The 21,907-nt window shown below is 69.4% G+C and carries 22 protein-coding genes; 12 read left to right on the forward strand and 10 right to left on the reverse strand.

Going from position 1 to position 21,907, the window contains the following annotated elements; genetic code table 11:
* Window positions 1-95 precede the first annotated feature (95 nt).
* The 9 genes from FB547_RS26500 to FB547_RS26540 all read right to left on the reverse strand — a co-directional run bounded on the left by FB547_RS26500 (window position 96) and on the right by FB547_RS26540 (window position 9,347).
* Window positions 96-1,157: an ABC transporter permease gene (locus FB547_RS26500; protein WP_186454256.1), complete on the reverse strand. Its 1,062-nt coding sequence runs from the start codon at window positions 1,155-1,157 to the stop codon at window positions 96-98.
* On the reverse strand, window positions 1,157-2,752 hold the full coding sequence (locus FB547_RS26505) for an ABC transporter ATP-binding protein (RefSeq protein WP_145746624.1): 1,596 nt from the start codon (window positions 2,750-2,752) through the stop codon (window positions 1,157-1,159). Before FB547_RS26505 ends, FB547_RS26500 begins: the two co-directional genes overlap by 1 nt.
* Window positions 2,753-2,888: 136 nt before the next feature.
* A complete protein-coding gene (locus FB547_RS26510; protein ID WP_145746625.1) occupies window positions 2,889-3,827 on the reverse strand; it encodes a 5'-methylthioadenosine/S-adenosylhomocysteine nucleosidase in 939 nt (312 codons plus the stop codon).
* A gap of 8 nt (window positions 3,828-3,835) precedes the next feature.
* Window positions 3,836-4,840 carry a BMP family protein gene (locus FB547_RS26515; protein WP_145746626.1) on the reverse strand — a complete coding sequence of 335 codons (1,005 nt, stop codon included), beginning with the start codon at window positions 4,838-4,840 and terminating at the stop codon, window positions 3,836-3,838.
* 77 nt (window positions 4,841-4,917) lie between these two features.
* The gene (upp, locus tag FB547_RS26520) at window positions 4,918-5,547 is read right to left on the reverse strand and encodes a uracil phosphoribosyltransferase (RefSeq protein WP_021007470.1); all 630 of its coding nucleotides are present in this window, start codon (window positions 5,545-5,547) and stop codon (window positions 4,918-4,920) included.
* Between the two features lie 33 nt (window positions 5,548-5,580).
* Window positions 5,581-6,996: a URC4/urg3 family protein gene (locus tag FB547_RS26525; protein ID WP_145746627.1), complete on the reverse strand. Its 1,416-nt coding sequence runs from the start codon at window positions 6,994-6,996 to the stop codon at window positions 5,581-5,583.
* A complete protein-coding gene (locus FB547_RS26530; RefSeq protein ID WP_145746628.1) occupies window positions 6,993-8,345 on the reverse strand; it encodes a GTP cyclohydrolase II in 1,353 nt (450 codons plus the stop codon). Before FB547_RS26530 ends, FB547_RS26525 begins: the two co-directional genes overlap by 4 nt.
* Window positions 8,346-8,445: 100 nt before the next feature.
* Window positions 8,446-8,913 (reverse strand): DUF6152 family protein, encoded by a 468-nt coding sequence (locus tag FB547_RS26535; protein ID WP_145746629.1) that lies wholly within the window; start codon window positions 8,911-8,913, stop codon window positions 8,446-8,448.
* Window positions 8,914-8,927: 14 nt separating this feature from the next.
* Complete coding sequence (locus FB547_RS26540; RefSeq protein WP_145746726.1) at window positions 8,928-9,347, reverse strand: hypothetical protein; 420 nt, start codon at window positions 9,345-9,347, stop codon at window positions 8,928-8,930.
* 171 nt (window positions 9,348-9,518) lie between these two features.
* On the opposite strand from FB547_RS26540, the gene FB547_RS26545 reads away from it, so the two are divergent.
* Both FB547_RS26545 and FB547_RS26550 read left to right on the forward strand, forming a co-directional pair.
* A complete protein-coding gene (locus FB547_RS26545; RefSeq protein ID WP_225612904.1) occupies window positions 9,519-10,100 on the forward strand; it encodes a sigma-70 family RNA polymerase sigma factor in 582 nt (193 codons plus the stop codon).
* Window positions 10,097-10,738, forward strand: a complete 642-nt coding sequence (locus FB547_RS26550; protein ID WP_145746630.1) for an NrsF family protein — start codon at window positions 10,097-10,099, stop codon at window positions 10,736-10,738. The genes FB547_RS26545 and FB547_RS26550 overlap by 4 nt, the downstream gene beginning before the upstream one ends.
* An 18-nt stretch (window positions 10,739-10,756) precedes the next feature.
* Here the strand turns inward: FB547_RS26550 and FB547_RS26555 are convergent, their stop codons facing one another.
* Entirely contained in the window at window positions 10,757-12,271 is a 1,515-nt protein-coding gene (locus FB547_RS26555) for a helicase HerA-like domain-containing protein (RefSeq protein ID WP_145746631.1), read from the reverse strand.
* 101 nt (window positions 12,272-12,372) lie between these two features.
* Here FB547_RS26555 and FB547_RS26560 point away from each other — a divergent pair, with 101 nt between their 5' ends.
* The 10 genes from FB547_RS26560 to fabG are packed head-to-tail and all read left to right on the forward strand — an operon-like array spanning window position 12,373 to window position 21,887.
* Window positions 12,373-12,684: a phosphopantetheine-binding protein gene (locus tag FB547_RS26560; RefSeq protein WP_012747776.1), complete on the forward strand. Its 312-nt coding sequence runs from the start codon at window positions 12,373-12,375 to the stop codon at window positions 12,682-12,684.
* Window positions 12,685-12,687: 3 nt separating this feature from the next.
* Entirely contained in the window at window positions 12,688-13,332 is a 645-nt protein-coding gene (locus FB547_RS26565) for a hypothetical protein (protein WP_145746632.1), read from the forward strand.
* 16 nt (window positions 13,333-13,348) lie between these two features.
* Window positions 13,349-15,055 (forward strand): AMP-binding protein, encoded by a 1,707-nt coding sequence (locus tag FB547_RS26570; RefSeq protein ID WP_145746633.1) that lies wholly within the window; start codon window positions 13,349-13,351, stop codon window positions 15,053-15,055.
* Entirely contained in the window at window positions 15,055-16,053 is a 999-nt protein-coding gene (locus FB547_RS26575; RefSeq protein WP_145746634.1) for an acyl-CoA synthetase, read from the forward strand. Before FB547_RS26570 ends, FB547_RS26575 begins: the two co-directional genes overlap by 1 nt.
* A complete protein-coding gene (locus FB547_RS26580) occupies window positions 16,025-16,663 on the forward strand; it encodes a LolA-related protein (protein WP_145746635.1) in 639 nt (212 codons plus the stop codon). The genes FB547_RS26575 and FB547_RS26580 overlap by 29 nt, the downstream gene beginning before the upstream one ends.
* Complete coding sequence (locus FB547_RS26585; RefSeq protein ID WP_145746636.1) at window positions 16,660-19,065, forward strand: MMPL family transporter; 2,406 nt, start codon at window positions 16,660-16,662, stop codon at window positions 19,063-19,065. The genes FB547_RS26580 and FB547_RS26585 overlap by 4 nt, the downstream gene beginning before the upstream one ends.
* Window positions 19,065-19,907: a polysaccharide deacetylase family protein gene (locus tag FB547_RS26590; RefSeq protein WP_145746637.1), complete on the forward strand. Its 843-nt coding sequence runs from the start codon at window positions 19,065-19,067 to the stop codon at window positions 19,905-19,907. The genes FB547_RS26585 and FB547_RS26590 overlap by 1 nt, the downstream gene beginning before the upstream one ends.
* On the forward strand, window positions 19,904-20,689 hold the full coding sequence (locus tag FB547_RS26595) for a class I SAM-dependent methyltransferase (RefSeq protein ID WP_145746638.1): 786 nt from the start codon (window positions 19,904-19,906) through the stop codon (window positions 20,687-20,689). The genes FB547_RS26590 and FB547_RS26595 overlap by 4 nt, the downstream gene beginning before the upstream one ends.
* Window positions 20,686-21,159, forward strand: coding sequence for a hydroxymyristoyl-ACP dehydratase (locus FB547_RS26600; protein WP_145746639.1), 474 nt, complete (start codon window positions 20,686-20,688; stop codon window positions 21,157-21,159). Before FB547_RS26595 ends, FB547_RS26600 begins: the two co-directional genes overlap by 4 nt.
* Complete coding sequence (gene fabG / locus FB547_RS26605; protein ID WP_145746640.1) at window positions 21,156-21,887, forward strand: 3-oxoacyl-ACP reductase FabG; 732 nt, start codon at window positions 21,156-21,158, stop codon at window positions 21,885-21,887. The genes FB547_RS26600 and fabG overlap by 4 nt, the downstream gene beginning before the upstream one ends.
* Window positions 21,888-21,907: the final 20 nt, after the last annotated feature.

The raw sequence follows: 21,907 nt of genomic DNA on the forward strand, positions 1-21,907 counted from the left end.
GGGTGGGGGCACGCGGCGCTCGATGTGGGCGCCGATGCCCCCATCCCAGCCTTCCCCCGGCGGGGGAAGGAGCAAAGACGCAGGCGCCAGATCGGTCATTTCATCCGCACCCGGTATTGCGTCAGCAGCGTCGCCACCAGCACCGCGACCAGCGAGGCCGCGACGATCACGTCGGCGATGTAGGTCGGCACGCCCGCGGCGCGGCTCATGGTGTCGGCCCCGACCAGCACGCCGGCCACGAATACGCCCGCGGCGATCACGCCCAGGGGATGCAGGCCCGCAAGCATCGCGATCACGATGCCCGTGTAGCCGTAGCCCGGCGACATGTCGAGCGTGACGTAGCTGGTGCGTCCCGCCACCTCGATGGCACCCGCAAGGCCCGCCAGCGCACCCGAGAGCAGCGCCACCATCACCACGGTGCGCGTGACCGGCACGCCGGCAAAGGCGGCGGCGCGCGCATTGGCGCCGACTGCGCGAATGTCGAAGCCCAGCACCGTGTACTTGAAGATCGCCCACACCATCACGGCGAGCGACACGGCCCAGACGAGGCCGGTGTGCACGCGCGTTTGCGCGACCAGCTTGCCGAGTTCGAGTTCGGACTGCAGAGACACGCTCTGCGGCCAGCCCATGGCGCTCGGGTCCTTCATCGGCCCGTCGAGCAGCGCCGACACGCCGAGCAGCACGATGAAGTTGATCAGCAGCGTGGTCACCACCTCGTCGACGCCGAGCCTGTTCTTCATGAGCGCCGGGCCGAGCAGCAGCAGGGCGCCCGCCGCGGCGGCGGCCAGCATCATCAGCGGAAACAGCAGCCAGGGCGGCAGCTCGAAGCCGCTGCCGCCATGCATGCCGCCCACGGCCACGGCCGCGAGGGCGCCCGCGAACAGCTGCCCCTCGGCGCCGATGTTGAAGAGCCGCGCCTTGAAGGCGACCGTCGCGGCCAGTCCCGTGAGGACCAGCGGAATGGCGCGCGTCAGCGTTTCGCTCCACGCGAACACCGAGCCGAAGCCGCCCTGCAGCAGCAATGCGTAGGTGCGGCCGACCGGCGCGCCGGCCCAGAGCACGAGCAGTGCGCTCACCGCCATCGTGAAGGCTACCGCGCCGATGGGTGCCAGCACCAGCGCGGCGCGCGAGCTTTGGTGGCGTCGTTCGAGCCGCATCATGGCGTGGCTCCCGCGTGTGGCTGATGCGCCGCCGCGCCGGCCATCGCCAGCCCGATGGCCTCGCGCGTCCAGGCCGCGGCCGGGCGTGCTTCGCCGAGGTGGCCGCCATGCATCACGGCCACGCGGTCGCCGAGCGCAAGCACTTCGTCGAGGTCGTCGGAAATCACCAGCACCGCCGCACCCGCGTCGCGCGCGGCAATGAGCTGCTGCTGCACGTAGGCGACGGCGCCGATGTCCAGGCCCCAGGTCGGCTGGTGCGCGACGATAAGCCGCGGCGCACGGGTCGGGTATTTCCTGTTGTCCGGGTCTTCTTCATCCTGCTCTGGCGCGAGCAGCGCGCGCCCCAGGATCAGCTTCTGCATGTTGCCGCCCGAAAGCGAACGGGCCGGCGCCATCAGGCCTGCGCCGCGCACGTCGAACGCCTTTTCGATGCGCCGCGCATGCAGCCGCGCGGCCGCGCGCCGCACGAACCACGACCAGCGCGAGAAGACCGGGCTGCGCAGCCGCTCCGACACCGCGTTCTCCCACACCGGCAGGTCGCCGACCACGCCAACCGCGTGCCGGTCCTCGGGAATGCGCGCGACGCCGCGCTGCACCAGCCGGGCGGGCGAGGGCGGCAGCGCGCGGCCCATCAGCAGGGCCGTGCCCGAGGTGGCGCGGCGCGTGCCGCACAGCAGCTCGGCCAGCGCCGCCTGGCCGTTGCCCGAGACGCCCGCGATGGCGGTGATCTCGCCGGCGCGCAGCGTGAGCGACACCTCGCGCAACCGGTTCTGCCCCTGGTCCTTGTCCGATGCGGTGCTCACGTGGTCGAGCACGCAGACTGCATCGCCCACCGATCTGGCGGGCCGGCGCTGCGGGGTTTCGACCTCATGCCCGACCATCCACAGCGCGAGCTGCGCCTGCGTGGTCTCGGCGGTGCGCGCCTCGGCCACCAGCTTGCCGCCGCGCAGCACCGCGATGCGCTGCGACACGCGCAACACCTCGCCCAGCTTGTGGCTGATGAAGATCACCGACAGGCCCTGCGCCACCATCTGTGCGAGCGTGGCGAACAGGGCTTCGCTTTCCTGCGGCGTCAGCACGGCGGTCGGTTCGTCGAGGATCAGGATGCGCGCGCCGCGGTACAGCGCCTTCAGTATCTCGACGCGCTGCCGCTCGCCGACCGAGAGGCTGCCGATCTTGGCGTCGGGCTGTACCGGCAGGCCGAAGCGCTGCGCCACCTCGAGCAGCTTCGCACGTGCGGCTGCCCGGCGCGAGACCGGGCGCCAGAGCGGCTCCGTGCCCATCATCACGTTGTCGAGCACGCTGAGGTTGTCGGCCAGCGTGAAGTGCTGGTGCACCATGCCTACGCCCGCGGCCAGCGCTGCCTTGGGGTTGCCCGCAGGCAGTGGCGCACCGAACACCTCGATGCTGCCTTCGTCGGCGACGTAGTGGCCGAACAGAATGGACATGAGCGTCGACTTGCCCGCGCCGTTCTCGCCCAGCAGCGCGAGCACCTCGCCCGCATGCAGGTCGAGGGAGACGGCGTCGTTGGCCACGAGGGTGCCGAAGCGCTTGGTGATGCCCTGGAGGCGGAGAACCGCTGTGCTGCTCATGAAGGTATTGCTCCTTCCCCTTCCGGGGGAAGGCTGGGATGGGGGCGAGCAGCGCCCGCAACGCCACGGTGATCGATCGAAGGCCGCGTGCTCCCACCCCAACCCTCCCCCGGAAGGGGAGGGAGAAAAGGCAGGGTCATTTCCATGCAGCCAGGAACGCCAGCATGACCTTGGCCGAGTTGTCGGCCGCAATGCCCATGAAGGTGCCCATCTCGTTCTCGCCTTCGCCGCCGCCCGCCAGGTCGCTGAGGGAGCGGAAGGCGATGTAAGGCACGCCGTTGCTGTAGGCCACCATGCCCACGGCCGCCGTTTCCATGTCGAGCACGTTGGCCTGGAAGGTCTTGAAGGTGTATTCGCGGTAGGCCTTGTTGTCCATGAAGGCCTGGCCCGAGACGCCGTTGCCGCCGACGACGAGCTGGGGCTTGCGCGCCAGGCACTTGCCGGCGCTGCAGTTCGCGAGGTCGACATTGCGGATGCTGCGCGCCACCTCGAGCATCTTGGGGTCCGCCTCGAACCAGAACTTGCGCGCGATCTGCGGATGCGCCGCGGAACGCACTTCCACCGGCCGCGGATGCATCATGCCGAAATTGGGCAGCGTGGCATCGGTGATGAAGGGCGGCGCGGTGAACTTGCCGGGCGCGGTTTCGCGCGCCATCAGCACTTCGAGGTATTGGCCCCATTGCGCCGGCACCGTGACGTCGCCCACGTGCAGCTGCGGGTTCACGCCGCCCGCGATGCCGCTGAACACGATGTGGCTGACGCGAAAGCGGTCGAGCACCAGCTGCGTGTTCATCGTCGCGTTGGTCATGCTGATGCCGGAGAGGAACAGCACGACCGGCTTGCCTTCGAGCGTGCCGGTGGTGAACTCGACGCCGTTGACGCTGTGCTTCGCCGGCTGCTGGAGCCGGTTCAGCAGCAGCGTGAGCTCGGGCTGGAAGGCCGAGATCACCGCGATGCGCGGCGTGTCGTCCAGCCGCACGCTGCCGTCGGCGGCGCTCTTGTAGACACCGGCACAGCCGGCCAAGCCGAAGGCCAGCACGCCGGCCGCGAGAAGAGAACGCCAGCGCATCGTCATCGGACCCTTCACTTCGCGGTCGACTTCGGCTGCGAGTCGTCGACCTTGATGGTGACCTTGCCCGCGAGGATGTCAGCCTGCTTGGCCTTGACCTTGGCGACGATGTCCGCCGGCACCTTCTTCTCGAAGGTGCCCAGCGGCGCGAGCTCCGAGCCCTTGTGCTTCATCATCGAATAGGGGCCGTAGTCCTCGGCGGTGAACTTGCCTTCCTTCACGAGCTTGATCGCGCGGTCGGCCGAGGGTTCGAAGTTCCAGAGCGCCGAAGCCACCACCGTGTCGGGGTACTGCGCCTGCGTGTCGATCACGTTGCCGATGGCGAGCTTGCCCTTTTCCTTGGCCGCGTCCGAGACACCGAAGCGCTCGGCGTACATCACGTCTGCGCCCTTGTCGATCATCGCGAAGGCCGCTTCCTTGGCCTTGGGCGGATCGAACCAGCTGTTGATGAAGCTCACGCTGAATTCGACCTTGGGATTGGTTTCCTTCGCGCCCGCCATGAACGCGTTCATGAGCCGGTTCACCTCGGGAATCGGAAAGCCGCCGACCATGCCGATGCGATTGGTCTTGGTCATGCCGCCAGCCACCATGCCGCTCAGGTACGCCGGCTCCTGGATGTAGTTGTCGAACACGCTGAAGTTGGGCGCCTGCGGCTTGAGTGAAGAGCCCATGAGGAAGGCGACCTTGGGAAAGTCTTTCGCGACCTTGCGCGCCGCCGCTTCCACGCCGAACACCTCGCCGAGGATCAGCTGGTTGCCGCCGGTGGCGTACTCGCGCATCACGCGCTCGTAGTCGGCGTTGCTGACGTTCTCGGTCGCCTTGTATTCGATCTCGCCGCGCGCCTCGGCCGCCTTGAGCGCCTTGTGGATGCGGCCGACCCATTGCTGCTCGAAAGGCACGGTGTAGACCGCCGCCACCTTGAGCTTGGCCTGCGCGAGCGCAAGGCCCGGCGCGCCAGTCGCAAGCGCTGCTGCGGCAATGGCGGCTGAACGAATGATCAACTGACGGCGTGCTGTCACGGTGCTTCTCCTCGAGGTATGGAAATCTTCTTGTTGCTGCCAGATGAGCAGCAGGCCGCCGTCAGAGGACGTCGGCGTCACTTCGTGCCGAAAATTCTGTCACCGGCGTCGCCGAGCCCGGGAAGGATGTACCCGTGGCTGTTGAGCTCGCGGTCGATCGCGGCGGTGTAGATCGGCACGTCGGGGTGGGCCTTCTGCATGGTCGCGATGCCTTCGGGGCAGGTGAGCAGGCAGACGAACTTGATCGACTTGGGGTTGAGTTCCTTGAGCCGTTCGACCGCGGCCACCGCCGAGTTGCCGGTGGCCAGCATCGGGTCGACCACGATCACGTCGCGGTTCTCCATTTCGCCGGGCATCTTGAAGTAGTACTCGACGGCCGTGAGCGTCTTGGGATCGCGGTACAGGCCGATGTGGCCGACGCGCGCCCCCGGCACCACGGTGAGCATGCCGTCGAGGATGCCGGTGCCCGCGCGCAGGATGGACACCAGCACCAGCTTCTTGCCGTCGATGACCTTGGCCTGCATGGTCTCGAGCGGGGTCTCGACCTCGATGTCCTGCATCGGCATGTCGCGCGTGACCTCGTAGGCCATGAGCATGCTGATTTCGTTCAGGAGCCGGCGGAAGCTGTTGGTGGAGGCGTCCTTGCGGCGCATCAGCGTGAGCTTGTGCTGGACGAGGGGGTGGTCGACGAGGTGGACGTTGCTCATTGGATTTTTTCTGCCGTTGCTGGACCGGAGAGTCTAAAAGACGGTGCCGTCGCTTTCGATCAGGAGCGGTGGCGATCCGTCTCGCAAGCGCTGTGCCAGCACGCGGCCCGCGGCCCAGGTGCCGCCCTCGAGCACGCAGGCCAGCGGCAGTTCTTCTTCGGTGCGGTCGAGGATCTTGCGCACGCGCGGCGCCAGCTCGTCGAGCAGCGCCACGGTAAGGGCGCGCCATTCGACGATGAACTCGTCGCCGGCTTTCCAGGTGCGCGCAAGAAAGGCGGGGTCCTTCGGCACGATCACGCCGCTGTCGATCAGCAGGCCGCCGTTGCGGTATTCGGGCAGGGCGGTGAGCGCATCGAGCTGACGCACCTTGACGCCCGCGCGCTCGAAGGGTTCGAGCAGCGAGTAGGTCAGCCACTGCGACAGCTTGTGGAACGGCATCCAGCCGTTGGTGAGGCCCGGGCCGCGCACTGCGCTGTGGCGCCAGCAGTCGCCCAGCGCGAGCGCCGGGTCGCTCGAGCCGATGCCGCCCGAGCTGTCGCTTCCGCCGAGCGCGATGCTGTCGATGGTGTTGGCGGAGGGCCAGATGCCCGAGAGCGTTTCGAGCAGCAGCGAGAGGATCTGGTGCGCCGTGATCTCGGCCGTGGGCGGCGCGGCTGCGCCGAATGGGGCGACCAGCGCATCGAACATGCCGGCAGGCCGGCCCTCGTCGCCGAAGGTTTCGGGCTGCTCGCTCATCGCCTCGCCGAGCCGGCGCAGCAGCACCGCGCGGCCGGGCAGGCCCACCAGCGGATTGACGTCGCTGACCTGGAAGGCGTCGCCGAGCCGGTCGGTCACCAGGCCGCGCAGGCCGGCGGCATCGACCTGCAGCGGATGATCGGGGTTGGACGAGAACAGCCCGCTCGTGAAGGCATGGAAGCTCGCGACGGCCAGGCCCTCGGAGCGCGTGTAGCGCTCGCCGGTGGCGGGCTCGGTGTAGTGCCAGCCGGCGCCGGCGCCGGCATCGAGCAGCACGCTTACGAGCACGAGGTCGATGTGCGCGCTGGCGCGCTGCCGGGCATCGATGCCCTTGCCGAGCAGCTGGTCGAGCTGCTTCAGCCGGTCGATGCCGCCGGCCTCGAAGTGGCGCCAGCGGCTGTGGTAGGGGATGGTGTCCCAGGGATAGCGCTCGCGCGTGACCTCGGCCACGGTGCGCGCGGCGTCTTCGAGCACGTCGCTGCCGGCGATGCGGAACCACTGCGACTCGCCCCGGCGCGCGCGCGCCAGCAGCGCGGCCGCGCGCTCGCGGATGGCGGCGGTGGTGCGCAGCACCGTGGCGGCGCCCGCGGGGTGGCTGGTATCCGGTGCGAACTCGATGGCCGGATCGATGTCGCCCGCGCTGCCCGGCGGCAGGCTGCCCGAGCCGTCGGCGGGCAGGTAGTCGTTGCTGCTGTTTGCCTTGTTGTCGCTCATTCGCCCAATCCCCGGCCCTTGGCCTTCTTGAGTTCCTCGGCATCCGGCACCGGGCCGGGCGTGAAATAGCCGGCGGCCATCTTGGCGTCCATCTCGACGCGGGCGTCGGCCGGAATCAGTTCGTCGGGAATGTTCACGCGCTCGCCGATCTCGATGCCCGAGCCGGTGATGGCGTCGAATTTCATGTTGCTCATCGACACGAGCCGGTGGATCTTCCGGATGCCGAGCCAGTGGAAGACGTCGGGCATCAGTTCCTGGAAGCGCATGTCCTGCACGCCGGCCACGCACTCGGTGCGCGCGAAATACTGGTCGGCCGTGTCGCCGCCGACCTGGCGCTTGCGCGCGTTGTAGACCAGGAATTTGGTCACCTCGCCGAGCGCGCGGCCCTCCTTGCGCGAATAGGCGATGAGGCCCACGCCGCCGCGCTGCGCGCCCTGGATGCATTCCTCGATGGCGTGCGTGAGGTAGGGGCGGCAGGTGCAGATGTCGGAGCCGAACACGTCGGAGCCGTTGCATTCGTCGTGGATGCGCGCGGTGAGCTCGACCTCCGGGTTGGCCAGGTCGCGCGGGTTGCCGAAGATGTAGAGCGTCTGCCCGCCGATGGGCGGCAGGAACACCTCGAGGTCGGAGCGCGTGACGAGCTCGGGGTACATGCCGCCAGTCTCTTCGAACAGCGTGCGGCGCAGGTCGGTTTCGGAGCAGCCGAAGCGCCGCGCCACTTCGGGCAGGTACCACACGGGCTCGATGGCGGCCTTGGTCACCATGGCCGCGCCGCTGGCGGTGAGGAAGTGGCCGTCGGCCTTGAGGCGGCCGCTTTGCAGCGCCTCGATCACCTCGGGCAGGATCACGTGGGCCTTGGTGATCGCGATGGTCGGGCGGATGTCGTAGCCCGCCGCCAGTTCGGCGGAGAACACATCGGCCACCAGCGCGCCCCAGGGGTCGAGCGAGACGATGCGCCCGGGCTCGCTCCACTGCGGGTACGGGCCGATCACGTCGGTGGGCGCGGTGTTGGTCAGGTCGGCCTTGTGTTCGCGCTTGAGGGCGCCGGCTGCCACGGCCAGTGCGCGATAGACGCTGTACGAGCCGCTGTGCGTACCGATGACGTTGCGATGTGCCCGCTTCGTAGTGGTGCCCACCACGGGCCCGCGCTCGGTGGCGGTGGCCGCACCCCAGCGGATGGGCAGCGCGCCGAAGCCGCCGGCATGGGAGGTCAGCCGGATGTGGCCGGTCGACGAGGAAGGGTGGAGCGGGGGAAGGGGCGAGACGGGGATCGCTGAAGTCGCAGGGACGGCGGGGATCGCGGAAATCTCGGCAGCTTCAGAAGGGGTCGCTGTGCTATCTGCGGACATTGGAGGCCCTCAAAAAATGCAATGTACCGATCACTCGCGCGGCTGGCAAGCAGGGCGCGAGGGTCGTCATTGCCGCCGGGGACCGCGGCCGGTGCGCCGATCAGGCCGGCGAGGAGCGCAGGCCGTAGGCCTTGCCGCCGACGAACAGGTATTCGGCGCGCAGCACCGGATCGCCTTTTTCACCGGTGTAGGTGAAGCCCAGCGCGGCCACCGGGGTGCCGGGCTTGATCTCCTCGAGCCCCCAGGCCTGCAGCCGCGTGAGCGGTGCGAGTTCGATCAGCCACTTGCGGTCGCGCCGCGTGGGCAGCTGCGCCTTGGCCAGCAGCGCGGGACCGTCGACATTCGCGCTTTGCCTGGGCAGCGGGCGCTGCTTCAGGTCGGCCGGCAGGGTCGGGTTCTCGGGCAGCTCGAGCTCCACCTCGCCATGCGGATTGCGCCACATGACCTTGGTCGCGCGCCCCTCCAGGTAGAGCGGGCGGTCCTGGTCGAAGCTGCTCCAGCCGTGGTGCGCCCAGGAGGGCAGGGCCAGGCCGAGTGAACCGGCAATGAACAAGCGTCTCTCAATCATCTGGGTCTCCTTGCTCAGACGTAGGCAATCCAGCGCCCGCAGATGATGACAGCGAGCCAAAACCCCAGCGAGAGCAGGCATTGCAGCCTGGATATGGCGCCGGTGGATGCGAGTCCGCCTCGAAGGTGGAACCAGATGGCGTTGGCGCCTGCCAGGCCGATCAGGAACAGCTTGATGCGAAAGGCGGAATTGGCCAGCAGCTCGCCGGGCTGCGTGGAAAACATCGTGAGGCCGGTGGCGGCGCACAGTCCGAAGCCGACAAGCGCCGGCAACAGCGTCAGATGCGCCAACTGCCTCTGCGGCAGTTCCCGGCCAAGGCCGAGTACGCGCAACTCGAACACCAGCAGCCCGCCGAACAGCAGCGCGATGCCGACGATATGCACCGTCTCCAGCGCCGGATAGGCCCAGGGGTGCGAAACCAGCCCGGCCAGCATCGGCATCAGCTCCGGGCGGCGGACTGTTCAGGGCATGAACTGGCAGGGTGCATGGGGCGCTCCTTCCACGGGTTCGGGCGAGCTTAGCCGAGGACGCAGCCGGCGTCTGCGCCGGGCACGGCACAATCCGGCGGGATCTTTTTTCCGAAAGGGCTGTAACCAGCCGGTCCGATGGCACGAAACACAATGGACAGCAGTAGGCGAACGAGCGACGCCGAAGCCGCGCTGCGCAGCCTGTTCCTGCGCGGCCTCGACGGCGACGCAGCCGCTTATCGCGAATTTCTGCAAAAACTCAGCGCGCATCTGCGCGCCTTTCTGGGCAAGCGCCTGTTCGGCTGGCCCGATGAAGTGGAAGATCTTGTCCAGGAATGCCTGCTCGCCATGCACAACCAGCGCCACACCTACCAGAGCGACCAGCCGCTGACGGCCTGGGTGCATGCGATTGCGCGCTACAAGATGATCGACCTGCTGCGCGCCAAGTCCGCGCGCGAAGCGCTGCATGACCCGCTGGACGACGACCTGGCGGTGTTCGCCGAATCGGCCATCGAGGCCAGCGATGCGCGGCGCGACCTGGGCGGCCTGCTGCAGACCCTGCCGGAGCGCCAGCGCCTGCCGATCGTGCACGTGAAGCTCGAAGGCCTCTCGGTGGCCGAGACGGCAAGCCTGACCGGCATGTCCGAATCGGCCGTGAAGGTGGGCATCCACCGCGGGCTCAAGGCGCTCGCCGCCAGGCTCAGGAGCAAGGCGCCATGAAGACCGACGATCTTGTGGCCATGCTGGCGACCGGCGCCACGGCCGCGCCGCGCCGCGCCGCGGGGCGCCGCCTGGCCCTTGCGCTGCTCGCCGGGCTGCCGCTGTCGTTCGCGATCCTGTTCACCGAATACGGATTGCGCCGCGACCTGGTGCAGGCCATGTTCTGGCCGATGTTCTGGGTCAAGGTGCTGTTTCCGCTGTGCATTGCGGCGGCCGCCTTCGTGATGGCGCAGCGCCTCGCGCGGCCAGGCGTGCCGGTGCGGCGCGCCTGGATCGGCATCGCGGTGCCGGTGCTTGCCGTGTGGGCGATGGCGGCCCTGGCCTGGTTCAACGCGCCGGCCGAAGAGCGCATGCCCTTGCTCATGGGCGAATCGTGGCGTGTTTGCGCGGTCAGCATCGGGCTCATGGCGCTGCCGGTCTTTGCGGCGGCACTGCTGGCCCTGAAGGGGCTGGCGCCCACGCGGCTCGCGCTGGCCGGTGCGGCCGCCGGCGCGCTGGCCGGCGGGGTGGGTGCGGCGGTCTATGCGCTGCACTGCATGGAATTGACGGCGCCTTTCCTCGCGGTCTGGTACGTGAGCGGCATCGCGCTGCCCGTGCTGGTGGGCGCCGTGCTCGGGCCGCGCCTGCTGCGCTGGTGAGCGGCCCTGCGGCCTTTCTCAGCGCTTCTTGGCGCCGAAGATGCCGCCCAGCACGCCGCGCAGGATCTCCTTGCCGACCGAGGTGCCCATGGTCCGCACCGCCGACTTGGCCATGGTCTGCACCAGCCCGTCCCGCTTGCCGCCGCGCGGGCCCGTGCTGCCGAAAAGCAGGTCGTTCAGCATGCTGCTGCCTTCAGACGTTGCGGCCGCACCCTTGCCGCCGCCCGCCGTTTTGGCCGGCGGTGCATCGGGCGCGGTTTCGGCCCGGCCCTTGAGCTTTTCGTAGGCCGATTCGCGGTCCACGGTCTTCTCGTACACGCCGGCGACGAGCGAATTGGCAATGACCGCCTGGCGCTGCGCGGCCGTGACGGGGCCGATCTGGCTGCCGGGCGGCACCACGAACACGCGCTCGGTCACGCTGGGGCGCCCCTTGGCATCGAGAAAACTCACCAGCGCCTCGCCCACCGCAAGCTCGGTGATCGCGGTTTCGATGTCCAGCCCCGGCTTCTGGCGCATGGTGGTGGCCGTGGCCTTGACGGCCTTCTGGTCGCGCGGCGTGAAGGCGCGCAGCGCATGCTGGACGCGGTTGCCCAGCTGGGCCAGCACCGAATCCGGAATGTCCAGCGGGTTCTGCGTCACGAAATACACGCCCACGCCCTTGGAGCGCACCAGCCGCACCACGAGCTCGATGCGCTCCACCAGCGCCTTGGGCGCCTCGTTGAAGAGCAGGTGGGCTTCGTCGAAGAAGAAGGCCAGCTTGGGCTGTTCGGGGTCGCCGATCTCGGGCAGCTGTTCGAACAGTTCCGACAGCATCCAGAGCAGGAAGGTGGCGTAGAGCCGCGGCGAGTTCATGAGCTTGTCGGCCGCCAGGATGTTGACCACGCCCTTGCCACCCACCGTTTGCATGAAGTCGGCGATGTTGAGCATCGGCTCGCCGAAGAACTTCTCGCCGCCCTGGGTCTCGATCTGCAGCAGGCCGCGCTGGATGGCGCCCACGCTGGCGGCGCTGATGTTGCCGTACTCGGTGGTGAACTGGCTCGCGTTCTCGCCCACGTACTGCAGCATGGCGCGCAGATCCTTCAGGTCGAGCAGCAGCAGGCCGTTGTCGTCGGCGATCTTGAACACCAGGTTCAGCACGCCGGCCTGCGTTTCATTCACGTCGAGCATGCGGCCCAGCAGCAGGGGGCCCATGTCGGAGACGGTGGCGCGCACCGGATGCCCCTGCTCGCCGAACACGTCCCACAGGGTGACGGGGCAGGCGTCCGATTCGGGCAGATCGATGCCCCGCTCCTTGAGCGTGGCCGCCATTTTTTCGCCGATGCTGCCTTTCTGGCTCATGCCGGTCAGGTCGCCCTTGACGTCGGCCATGAACACCGGAACGCCGATGCCCGAGAGCTTTTCGGCCATGGTCTGCAGGGTGACTGTCTTGCCGGTGCCGGTGGCGCCGGTGATCAGGCCGTGGCGGTTGGCCAGGCTGGGCAGCAGGGTGCACTCGATGGTGTCGTGGCGCGCGATCAAGAGAGGGTCGGCCATGAGGGGCTCCGGGTCGTATCGAAGCGGGCAGTCTAATCAAGCCTCCCTCCTATAATCCACGGCCCCCGAGGTAGTTACGGAAAAAGTTTCAGGAGGTTTTCTTGTCATCGACTGCTCAGCCCCCCATTCCCGCCGCCGGCGATTCACCTGAACAGTCGCCGATTGAAAAAGAGTTGGCCGTCCTGCTGGTGAACGCGCTCAATCTCGAAGTCGCGCCCGAGGACATCGTGCCCACCGATCCGCTGTATGGCGAAGGCCTGGGCCTCGACTCCATCGACATCCTCGAAGTCGCGCTCGAAGTGTCCCGGCGCTACGGCTTCCAGCTGCGCTCGGACGATGAGCGCAATCAGCAGATCTTCCAGTCGCTGCGCACGCTCGCGACCCACGTCGCCCAGCATCGCAGCGCTTCCTGATCCATGTCTCGATGGCGACTGGCGCTCCTGCTGCTGGTGGGAGTGGCCTATGCCGGCCTCTCCCACTGGATGATGCTGTTCCACCCCACCGAGCCGTGGGCCGTGGTGGTGCTGCTCGGCCCGCTGTGGCTGGCCGCCATGGGCTTCGCCGCGAGCAAGTTCGGCCGCTGGGGTTTTGCCGCGGCCCTGCTGCTGGGCATCGGGGGCTTTGCGCTCGTGTTCCTGGGTGAGGCGGGCGACACCAACCGGCTCTACGTGTTCCAGCATGTCGCCATCAACGGCCTCCTGTGCGGCTGGTTCGGCGCCTCGCTGCGTGGCCCCGGCCTGCCGCTGATCACGCAGTTCGCGCAGCGCGTGCATCCGCTCAAGGGCCACATGCTGGCCTACACGACGACGCTCACGCGCATCTGGACCGTGTATTTCGCGCTGGTGGTGGTGTCGTCGATCGTGGTGTACCTGACGCTGCCTTTTTCGGCCTGGTCGCTGCTCGCGAACGTGCTGACGCCGCTGTCGGTCACGCTTCTTTTCGTGGGCGAGCACCTGGTGCGCTACCGGCTGCACCCCGAGTTCGAGCGCACGCGGCTCATCGATGCGGTGCGCGCCTTCCAGGGCGCTTCGCCCGTCGACCACGGCAGCGGCAGCCATTGAAGCAGAGGCCGACCGCGTGAGCACCGATACCCGCCTGCTGCCGCTGATCGCCCATCGGGACCTCGATGCACCGCTGGCCTGGCGCGCCGGCGTGCCCGTGAGCACGCGCCAGTTCCTGGCCGACGTGGCCCGCTTCGCGCCGACGCTGCCTGCCGAGGGCAGGGCGGTCAATCTCTGTGTCGACCGCTATGCGTTTGCGGTCGGCCTGGCGGCTGCGCTGGTGCGTGGCCATGCGAGCCTGCTGCCGCCCGACGCGCGGCCCGACACGCTCGCGCGCCTGCTCGAATCCGGCGGCTCGAATCTTTTTGCCCTGATCGATGATGCCGCGCTCGCCACGCCCGGCATGCCGCGCCTGCTGGTCGAATACCGGTGTGGTTCCGAAGGGGCCGGCGTTGAGGTTCCAGCCATCGACGGCGCCATGCATGCCGTGAGCCTGCTGACCTCCGGCTCCACCGGCGCGCCGCAGCCGCATGCCAAGCGCTGGGACACGCTGGTCGGCGATGTCGCGGTGGCCGTGGAACGGCTCTCCAGCCTGCTCGGCCTGCCATCGCTCGCCGGCCTGACGCTGGTTGCGACCGTGCCTGTGCAGCACAGCTACGGGCTGGAGTCGTCGGCGCTGCTGGCCATGCTCGGCGGTGCTGCATTCGACAGCGGACGGCCGTTCTTTCCGGCCGACGTGGCCAGGACGCTGGCCTCGGTGCCGCGGCCGCGCGCGCTGGTCACCACACCTTTCCACCTGAAGACGCTGCTGCTCTCGGGCATCGAGCTGCCGCCGGTCGACCTGGTGCTTTCCGCCACCGCGCCGCTTTCGCCGCAGCTCGCGGCCCAGGCCGAGCAGGCGCTCGGCGGCGTATTGATCGAGATCTACGGCAGCACCGAATCCGGCCAGGTCGCCACCCGCCGCACCACGCAGAGCGAAGTCTGGGACACCTTCGGCGAGATCCGCGTGCATGCCGAAGCAGGCGAGGGCGACGGGGCCGAGCGCTTCATCTTCAGCGGCGACTTCCTGCCCGAGCCCACACCGATGGCCGATGTGCTCGAACTGCTCGACGCGCGCCGCTTCCGCCTGCTGGGCCGCGCCAACGACCTGATCCATGTCGCGGGCCGGCGCAGCTCGCTCGCGCATCTGAACTACCACCTCAACAGCATCGCGGGCGTCGAGGACGGCGCGTTCTGGCTGCCCGACGAAGTGGCCGACGGCGTGGTGCGCCCCGTGGCCTTCGTGGTGGCGCCCACGCTCTCGGCCGGCCAGATCATTGCCGCGCTGCGCCAGCGGCTGGAGCCGGTGTTCGTGCCGCGCCGCGTGGTGCAGGTGAAGGCCTTTCCGCGCGAAGGCACCGGCAAGCTCACGGCGCGTGCGCTGCGCGAATTCGCGCTCGCGCAGCTGGCGGAAGACGACACGCCGGTGCAACTGGCCCATGCGGTGCCCGTTGATCACCCGGCGTTCGCGGGGCACTTCCCCGGCCAGCCGCTGCTGCCGGGAGCGCTGATACTGGCCGAGGTCATGGAAGCCGTGCAGCGCGTGCCGGCGCTGGTCGCCCGGCTGGGCACCCATCCCACGCTCGCGGCCGCCAAGTTCCTGGCGCCCGTGCGGCCGGGCAGCATGCTCTCCATCGAACTGCAGCCCGAGTCCGGCGCCGCGCGCGGCGTGCGCTTCGACGTGCGCTGCGACGGCGTGCTGGCTGTCACCGGCCGCTGGGCCGCCGTGCCAGAGTCTGCGTGATGAACCACACCGACGCCGAGACGCGCGCCGTGAAAGACGCGGCGCAGGCAGGCCAGCGCGGCGACTGGGCGCACGCTCCCGAACGCAGCAACATGCTGGCGCTGCGCTTCATCTGCCTGATGGCACTGGTGTGCGGGCGCCGCATCACGCGCCTGCTGCTGCCGCCGATCAGCCTGTACTTCCTGCTGTTCGCTCCCGCGCCGCGGCGCCACATCAAGCGCTACCTGTTCAGGGCCATCGGCCCGCATGCCGGCTGGCTCGACGGCTACCGCCTGCTGCATGCCTTCGCATCGACGGTGCTCGACCGCGTGTACTTCCTGCGCGGACGCATGGACCTGTTCGATGTCAGGGTCGAGGGCAACCAGGCGCTCGAGGCCGAGGCACTGAAAGGGCGCGGCGCCTTCCTACTCGGCGCGCACGTCGGCAGCTTCGAGGCCCTGGGCGCCTGCAAGCACAACAGCCGGCACAAGCACGAACTGCGGCTTGCGATGCTGATGTATCCGGACAATGCGCAGCGCATCACGGCCATCCTCAACGCGATCAGCCTGCCCGAGCTGCGGCCCCACGTGATCGCGCTCGGCCGCCCTCATTCGATGCTCGCGCTGCGAGACTGGCTCGACGGCGGCGGGCTCGGCGGCATGCTGGTCGACCGCACCCTGCCGGGCAGCGAGGACCAGCCCGCGCAGCAGCGCGGCAACAACATCGTGCTGCCGTTCCTGGGGCAGCCGGCGAGTTTCAACGACGGCCCGTTCCGCCTGGCGGCGCTGCTGCGGCGCAAGGTGTTCTTCATGGCCGGGCTCTATGGCGGCGGTGCGCGCTACGATGTCCGGTTCGACCTTCTGGCCGACTTCAGCGAGCGGGCATCCGATCCCGCCGAGCGGGAACGCCGCATCCGCGCGGCGGTCGAAGCCTACGTGGCGCGCCTCGATGCCCTGTGCCGCGCGTATCCCTACAACTGGTTCAACTTTCATGATTTCTGGCTCGAAGATTCGGTTTGACTGGCTTTGCAGGAGCCTGCTGCTGGCACTGGCCTGCTGCGCCGCGCCGGCGTGGGCCTTCGACCTGCCCGACCTGATGGGGCTGCTTGCCAAGCAGAAGGGCGGCGAGGCCCGCTTCACCGAGCAGCGCTTCGTGCACGGCCTCGAAGGCCCGCTCGACGCGCGCGGCACACTGAGCTTCGATGCGCCCGACAAGCTGGTGCGGCGCACCTTGTCGCCGCGCGTGGAGACCATGGCGGTCGAAGGCAACACGCTGACGCTCTCACGCGGCGGCCGCAACCGCACCCTCACGCTCGACAGCATGCCCGAGCTGCTCGGCCTGGTCGAAGCCATGCGCGGCACGCTGAGCGGCGACGGCGCCACCCTGCAGCGCTATTTCCGCAGCACGGTGAGCGGTTCGGCCGCCAACTGGACGCTCGACCTGCTGCCGGCCGACAGCCGGCTTGCGGCCCAGGTGCGCAGCATCCGTATCAGCGGCCGTGCCAGCGAAGTGCTGGGCCTTGAAATGGAGTTCGTCGGCGGCGACCGCTCGGTGATGAGTATCACGCCCGAGCGCCAAAGCGCCGCACCCACCGCGCCTTCGGGCGCTGCCGGGCGCACCACGCCGTGAGGGCGCGCGGGACCGCGGGGGAAGGGCCGCCGGACTGGCAGCGCCGGGCACTGGTGCTGCTGGCCTGGGCACTGGTGCTGCTCGGCGGCGCATTGCAGATCGCGCGCACGCAGTTCAGCGCAGACCTTTCCGCTTTCCTGCCCAAGAGCCCCGACGCGCGGCAGCAGGTGCTCATCGAGCAGCTGCAAAGCGGCGTGGCATCGCGCACGCTGATGCTCGGCATCGAGGGCGGCGCGAGCGCGCAGCAGCGCGCGGCCGTGTCGCGCGCGGTGGCCAGGTCCATGCGCGAGAGCCGGCTGTTCGACCTGATCCAGAACGGCGACACCGGCGACTGGAGCGAGGCCGGCACCTGGGTCTTCGCGCACCGCTACCAGCTTTCGCCGGGCGTGAGGCCCGAACATTTCACCGCCGAAGGCCTGCGCGACGCGATCTACGAAACGCTGTCGATGCTGGGCACGCCGGCCGGCAACGCGATCAAACCCTTGCTCGACCGCGATCCCACCGGCGAGACCCAGCGCATTGCCGTGGAGCTGACGCCGGCCAGCGCACCGCGCAGCGAAGACGGCGTCTGGATGTCGCGCAGCGCGCCGCGCGCGCTCATGATCGCCACCACGCGTGCGGCGGGCAGCGATCTCGATGCCCAGTCGAAGGCCATTGCAAGCGTGCATGCGGCTTTCGACACCGCCACGCGCGGCATGGACGAAGCCACCCGGCCGAAGCTGCTGCTGAGCGGCCCGCCCGTGTTCTCGGTGCTGAGCCGCGACAAGATCAAGACCGAGGCGATCCACCTCGCGATCGTGGGCGGCATCGTGATGGGCGGCCTGCTGCTGCTGGCCTTTGCGTCGCCGCGCGCGCTGGTCATCGCCTTCCTGCCCGTGGCCACCGGTGTGGTGGTGGGGACCGCGGCGGTCAGCGTGGTGTTCGGCTCGGTGCACGGCATGACGCTGGGCTTCGGCAGCACGCTGATCGGCGAGACCGTCGACTACGCCATCTACTACCTGATCCAGGCGCGTGGCGCGGCCGTGGCCGGCACCAGCTGGGCGCGCTGGCGCGAGGTGCACTGGCCCACCGTGCGGCTCGGGCTGCTGACCTCGGTGTGCGGCTTCGCGGCGCTGGTGTTCTCGGGCTTCCCGGGTCTGGCGCAGCTGGGCGTGTTCTCCATCGCAGGGCTCGTGGCCGCGGCGCTGGCCACGCGCTACGCATTGCCCGTGCTCGCACCCGATGGCGCCACCGGCATGGGCATGCGCCGGTACATGGCGCACGCGGCCGGCGTGCTGGTGCGCGGCCTGCCGCACCTGCGCTGGGTGCTCGCCGGGCTCGGCGTGGCAGCGCTGGTGCTGGTCATCTGGCAGGGCGGCCATCTGTGGCGCGCCGACCTCGGCGCCATGAGCCCGGTGCCCAAGTCGGCCCAGCAGCTCGACGAGATGCTGCGCGCCGACATCGGCACCGGTGACGGCGGCACGCTGGTCGTGGTCTACGGCGCCGATGAAGAAAGCGCACTGCGCAACACCGAAGCCGCCACCGCGCGGCTCGAGGCACTCGTTGACAAAGGCGAGCTTGGCGGCTTCGAGGCCGTGACGCGCGTATTGCCGAGCATCGCGACCCAGTCGGCCCGGCTCGCCAGCCTGCCCGACGGCGACACGCTGCGCACCCGGCTGGCCGAGGCCACGCAGGGCTCGCCGCTGCCGGCCGCACGCCTCGGGCCCTTCCTGGCCGATGTCGAAGCCGCGCGCAAGCTCGCGCCCGTGCGGCGCGCCGACCTGGCGGACGGCCCGCTCGGTTCGGTCGTCAACACGCTCATGTACCAGCGCCCCGGCGGCGGCTGGTCGACGCTGGTGGTGCTGCACCCCGGGGCGAAGTTCGACGCGCGCCGGCTCGAAGCGGCGCTGGCGGGTGTGCCCGAGGTGCAGGTGGTCGATGTGGGCCGCGAACTCGCGGGGCTCTACCAGCGCTACCTGCACGAGGCCTTCGTGCAGGTGCTGCTCGGCGCGCTGGCGGTGGTGGTGCTGCTCGGCATCTACCTGCGCTCGGGCCGGCGCCTTCTCGCGGTGTGCCAGCCGCTGGTCTTCGCGGTGGTGCTCACCCTGGGCGGCATGGCCGTGCTGCAGGTGCCGCTGGGCATCCTGCACCTGGTGGGGCTGCTGCTGATCGTGGCGGTGGGCTCCAACTACGCGCTGTTCTTCGACCAGCTGCGCGTGGCCGGGCGGGCCGACGAGGACACGCTGGCGTCGCTGATGCTGGCCAACCTGACCACGGTGGTGTCCTTCGGGCTGATCGCGATCTCGGACATTCCGGCGCTGTCGTCGATCGGCCGCGTGGTGGCGCCGGGCGCCTTGCTGGCATTGCTGCTGTCGGCCGCGTTCGCACGCCGCGTGGCGCCCACGCCGCCCGGGCGCGGCTGATGGGAAAATCCCGCGCCATGCCGTCCGCCTCTGCCGCTCCGACCGAATCCTGGCCCTGGCCGCTTGCCATTCGTGCCAGCGCGGCCTGGCACGTGGCGGCCATCGGTGCCGGCGCCATGGTGCCGGGCGCCATGCCCTGGGCGATCGGCGCGATTGCGCTGAACCACGCGCTGATCACCGGCGCGGGGCTCACGCCGCGCAGCAGCCTGCTGGGCCCCAATGTCACGCGCCTGCCCGAAGCCGCCGGTGCCCGGCGCCAGGTGGCCATCACCATCGACGACGGGCCCGATCCCGAGGTCACGCCCCGGGTGCTCGACCTGCTGGACGCACATGGCCAGCGCGCCACCTTCTTCTGCATTGCCGAGCGCGCGCTGGCCCACCCGGCGCTGGCGCGCGAGATCGTGGCGCGGGGCCACAGCATCCAGAACCACACGGCGCGGCACCGGCACAATTTTTCATTCCTCGGGCCGCGCGGCTTCGCGAGCGAGATCGCGCGCGCGCAGGACATCCTGGCCGACACCACCGGCCAGCGCCCGACCTGCTTCCGCGCGCCGGCGGGCCTGCGCAATCCATTCCTCGAGCCGGTGCTGCACCGGCTGGGCCTGTCGCTCGTGAGCTGGACGCGCCGCGGCTTCGACACACGCGAAGGCGATCCCGCCAAGGTCATGGCGCGCCTGGGCCGCAAGCTGCAGGCGCGCGACATCCTGCTTCTGCACGACGGCAACGCCGCGCGCACCCCTTTGGGAAACCCTGTATTGCTGGAGGTATTGCCCTTGCTTTTCGAACGCCTGCGCGCCGAGCGCCTGCACGCCGTCACCCTGCCGGAAGGCCTTGGATCATGAGTGCGGTGCTGCCTTCTTCTTCATCATCGGCACCTTCTTCCACCGATGCCGCCTGGCGCGAGCTTCACGAGGCCGCCACCGTTCCCTACAAGAAAGGCGGCAGCTTCGCCTGGCATTTCGCGCGCGGCAAGCTGGGACGCGATCCGGTGTTCCGCGGGCTGCTCGAACGCGGGCTGATCGATGCGGCGCACCGCCGCGTGGTCGACATCGGCTGCGGGCAGGGGCTCTTCGCGAGCCTGCTCGCATCGATGAGCCGCATGCAGGCGCACGGCCGATGGCCCTCGTCGTGGAAGCCCACGCCGCCAGCCGCTGACTACACGGGCATCGAGCTGATGCCCAAGGACGTGGCGCGCGCCGAGGCTTCCATCGGGCATCTGCAGCCGGCGCCGCGGCTGGTCTGCGCCGACATGTGCTCGGTGCCGCTGCCCGAATGCGACCTGGTCGTGATTCTCGACGTGCTGCACTACGTGGGCATCGAAGCACAGGACGGCGTCTTGCGGCGCGTACACGACGCGCTTCGGCGCGGCGGCAATGCGAACGCCCGGCTGCTGCTGCGCGTGGGCGATGCATCGAGCAAGCGTGGCTTCGCCATCAGCCAGTGGGTCGACCGCACCGTGACGCGCATCCGCGGCCACAAGGTGTCGCCCACCTGGGGTCGGCCGCTGTCCGACTGGGTAGCGGCGCTGCAGCGGCTGGACTTTCGCGTCCAGAGCATTCCGATGAGCAAAGGAACGCCCTTTGCCAACGTGCTGCTGGTGGCCGACCTGGAGCGCCGCGCGTGACCAGGGCTGCGCAGACGCTCGACCGCGCCGGCATTGCCGAGCGCATTCCGCACAGCGGCAGCATGTGCCTGCTCGACCGGCTCGAAGGCTGGGATGCCGAGTCCATTCAGTGCAGCACCCGCACGCATGCGCTACCGGACAACCCGCTGCGAACCGCGGGCGGCCTGCTCGCGCCCAACGCCATCGAATACGCGGCGCAAGCCATGGCGCTGCACGGCGGTCTGCTGGCTGCCGAGGGAAGCGCGCCGTCGGCCGGCTTCCTCGCAAGCGCGCGCAACGTGCGCCTGTCGGTGGTGCGGCTCGACGACATCGACGGTGCGCTGCAGGTGCAGGCGCGCCGCCTGTCGGGCGACACGAACCAGATCCTCTACGAATTCGCGGTGAGCGACAGCGGCGCCCGCGTGCTGGCCGAAGGCCGCGCGGTGGTGGTGCTGAATACGCCGCTGGCAACCGGAGCCCACGCACCATGACGCTCGAAGGAAAACGCGCACTGATCACCGGCGCCAGCGGTGCCTTGGGCGCCGCCATGGCCGAGCGCCTGGCGCGCGACGGCGCCACGGTGCTGCTGCATGCCAACTCGCGCCCCGAGGCGGTGGAGCAACTGGCGGCCGCCATTGCAGCTGCGGGCGGCAAGGCCGAATGCCATGTGTTCGACCTGCGCAGCGACGATGCCTGCCGCGTGGCCTGCGAGCGCATGCTCGAAGGCGGGCCGGTCCAGATCGTCGTCAATAACGCCGGCGTGCACGACGACGCCGTGCTGCCCGGCATGCGCGCCGACCAGTGGCACAAGGTCATCGACGTCTCGCTCAACGGATTCTTCCGCGTGACGCAGCCCTTGCTGCTGCCGATGATGCGCACCCGCTGGGGGCGCGTTCTCAATATTTCGTCCGTTTCGGCGCTGACGGGCAACCGCGGGCAGGTCAACTATGCCGCCGCCAAGGGGGCGCTCAACAGCGCGACCAAGGCGCTGTCGCTCGAAGTGGCATCGCGCGGCGTGACGGTCAATGCCATTGCACCCGGCATCATCGCCTCGCCGATGGCCGATGCGGCCTTCGACCCCGCCATGGTCAACCAGATGGTGCCGATGAAGCGCGCCGGCACGCCGCAGGAAGTGGCGGCGCTGGCATCGTTCCTGGCCAGCGACGAGGCGGCCTACATCACGGGGCAGGTGATCTCGATCAATGGCGGGATGATCTAGCCGCCGCACTCATCAAGCTT

This window comes from Variovorax beijingensis, from assembly GCF_007828835.1.
Lineage (GTDB): Bacteria > Pseudomonadota > Gammaproteobacteria > Burkholderiales > Burkholderiaceae_C > Variovorax > Variovorax beijingensis_A.

Coding starts and splice junctions, on each gene's coding strand:
- FB547_RS26590 (WP_145746637.1), top strand. CDS start 19,065: ATGGGAAAATCCCGCGCCATGCCGTCCGCCTCTGCCGCTCCGACCGAA.
- FB547_RS26550 (WP_145746630.1), top strand. CDS start 10,097: ATGAAGACCGACGATCTTGTGGCCATGCTGGCGACCGGCGCCACGGCC.
- FB547_RS26545 (WP_225612904.1), top strand. CDS start 9,519: ATGGCACGAAACACAATGGACAGCAGTAGGCGAACGAGCGACGCCGAA.
- FB547_RS26540 (WP_145746726.1), bottom strand. CDS start 9,347: ATGCTGGCCGGGCTGGTTTCGCACCCCTGGGCCTATCCGGCGCTGGAG.
- fabG (WP_145746640.1), top strand. CDS start 21,156: ATGACGCTCGAAGGAAAACGCGCACTGATCACCGGCGCCAGCGGTGCC.
- FB547_RS26575 (WP_145746634.1), top strand. CDS start 15,055: ATGAACCACACCGACGCCGAGACGCGCGCCGTGAAAGACGCGGCGCAG.
- FB547_RS26535 (WP_145746629.1), bottom strand. CDS start 8,913: ATGATTGAGAGACGCTTGTTCATTGCCGGTTCACTCGGCCTGGCCCTG.
- FB547_RS26500 (WP_186454256.1), bottom strand. CDS start 1,157: ATGCGGCTCGAACGACGCCACCAAAGCTCGCGCGCCGCGCTGGTGCTG.
- FB547_RS26505 (WP_145746624.1), bottom strand. CDS start 2,752: ATGAGCAGCACAGCGGTTCTCCGCCTCCAGGGCATCACCAAGCGCTTC.
- FB547_RS26525 (WP_145746627.1), bottom strand. CDS start 6,996: ATGAGCGACAACAAGGCAAACAGCAGCAACGACTACCTGCCCGCCGAC.
- FB547_RS26510 (WP_145746625.1), bottom strand. CDS start 3,827: ATGACGATGCGCTGGCGTTCTCTTCTCGCGGCCGGCGTGCTGGCCTTC.
- FB547_RS26595 (WP_145746638.1), top strand. CDS start 19,904: ATGAGTGCGGTGCTGCCTTCTTCTTCATCATCGGCACCTTCTTCCACC.
- FB547_RS26555 (WP_145746631.1), bottom strand. CDS start 12,271: ATGGCCGACCCTCTCTTGATCGCGCGCCACGACACCATCGAGTGCACC.
- FB547_RS26530 (WP_145746628.1), bottom strand. CDS start 8,345: ATGTCCGCAGATAGCACAGCGACCCCTTCTGAAGCTGCCGAGATTTCC.
- upp (WP_021007470.1), bottom strand. CDS start 5,547: ATGAGCAACGTCCACCTCGTCGACCACCCCCTCGTCCAGCACAAGCTC.
- FB547_RS26565 (WP_145746632.1), top strand. CDS start 12,688: ATGTCTCGATGGCGACTGGCGCTCCTGCTGCTGGTGGGAGTGGCCTAT.
- FB547_RS26580 (WP_145746635.1), top strand. CDS start 16,025: ATGATTTCTGGCTCGAAGATTCGGTTTGACTGGCTTTGCAGGAGCCTG.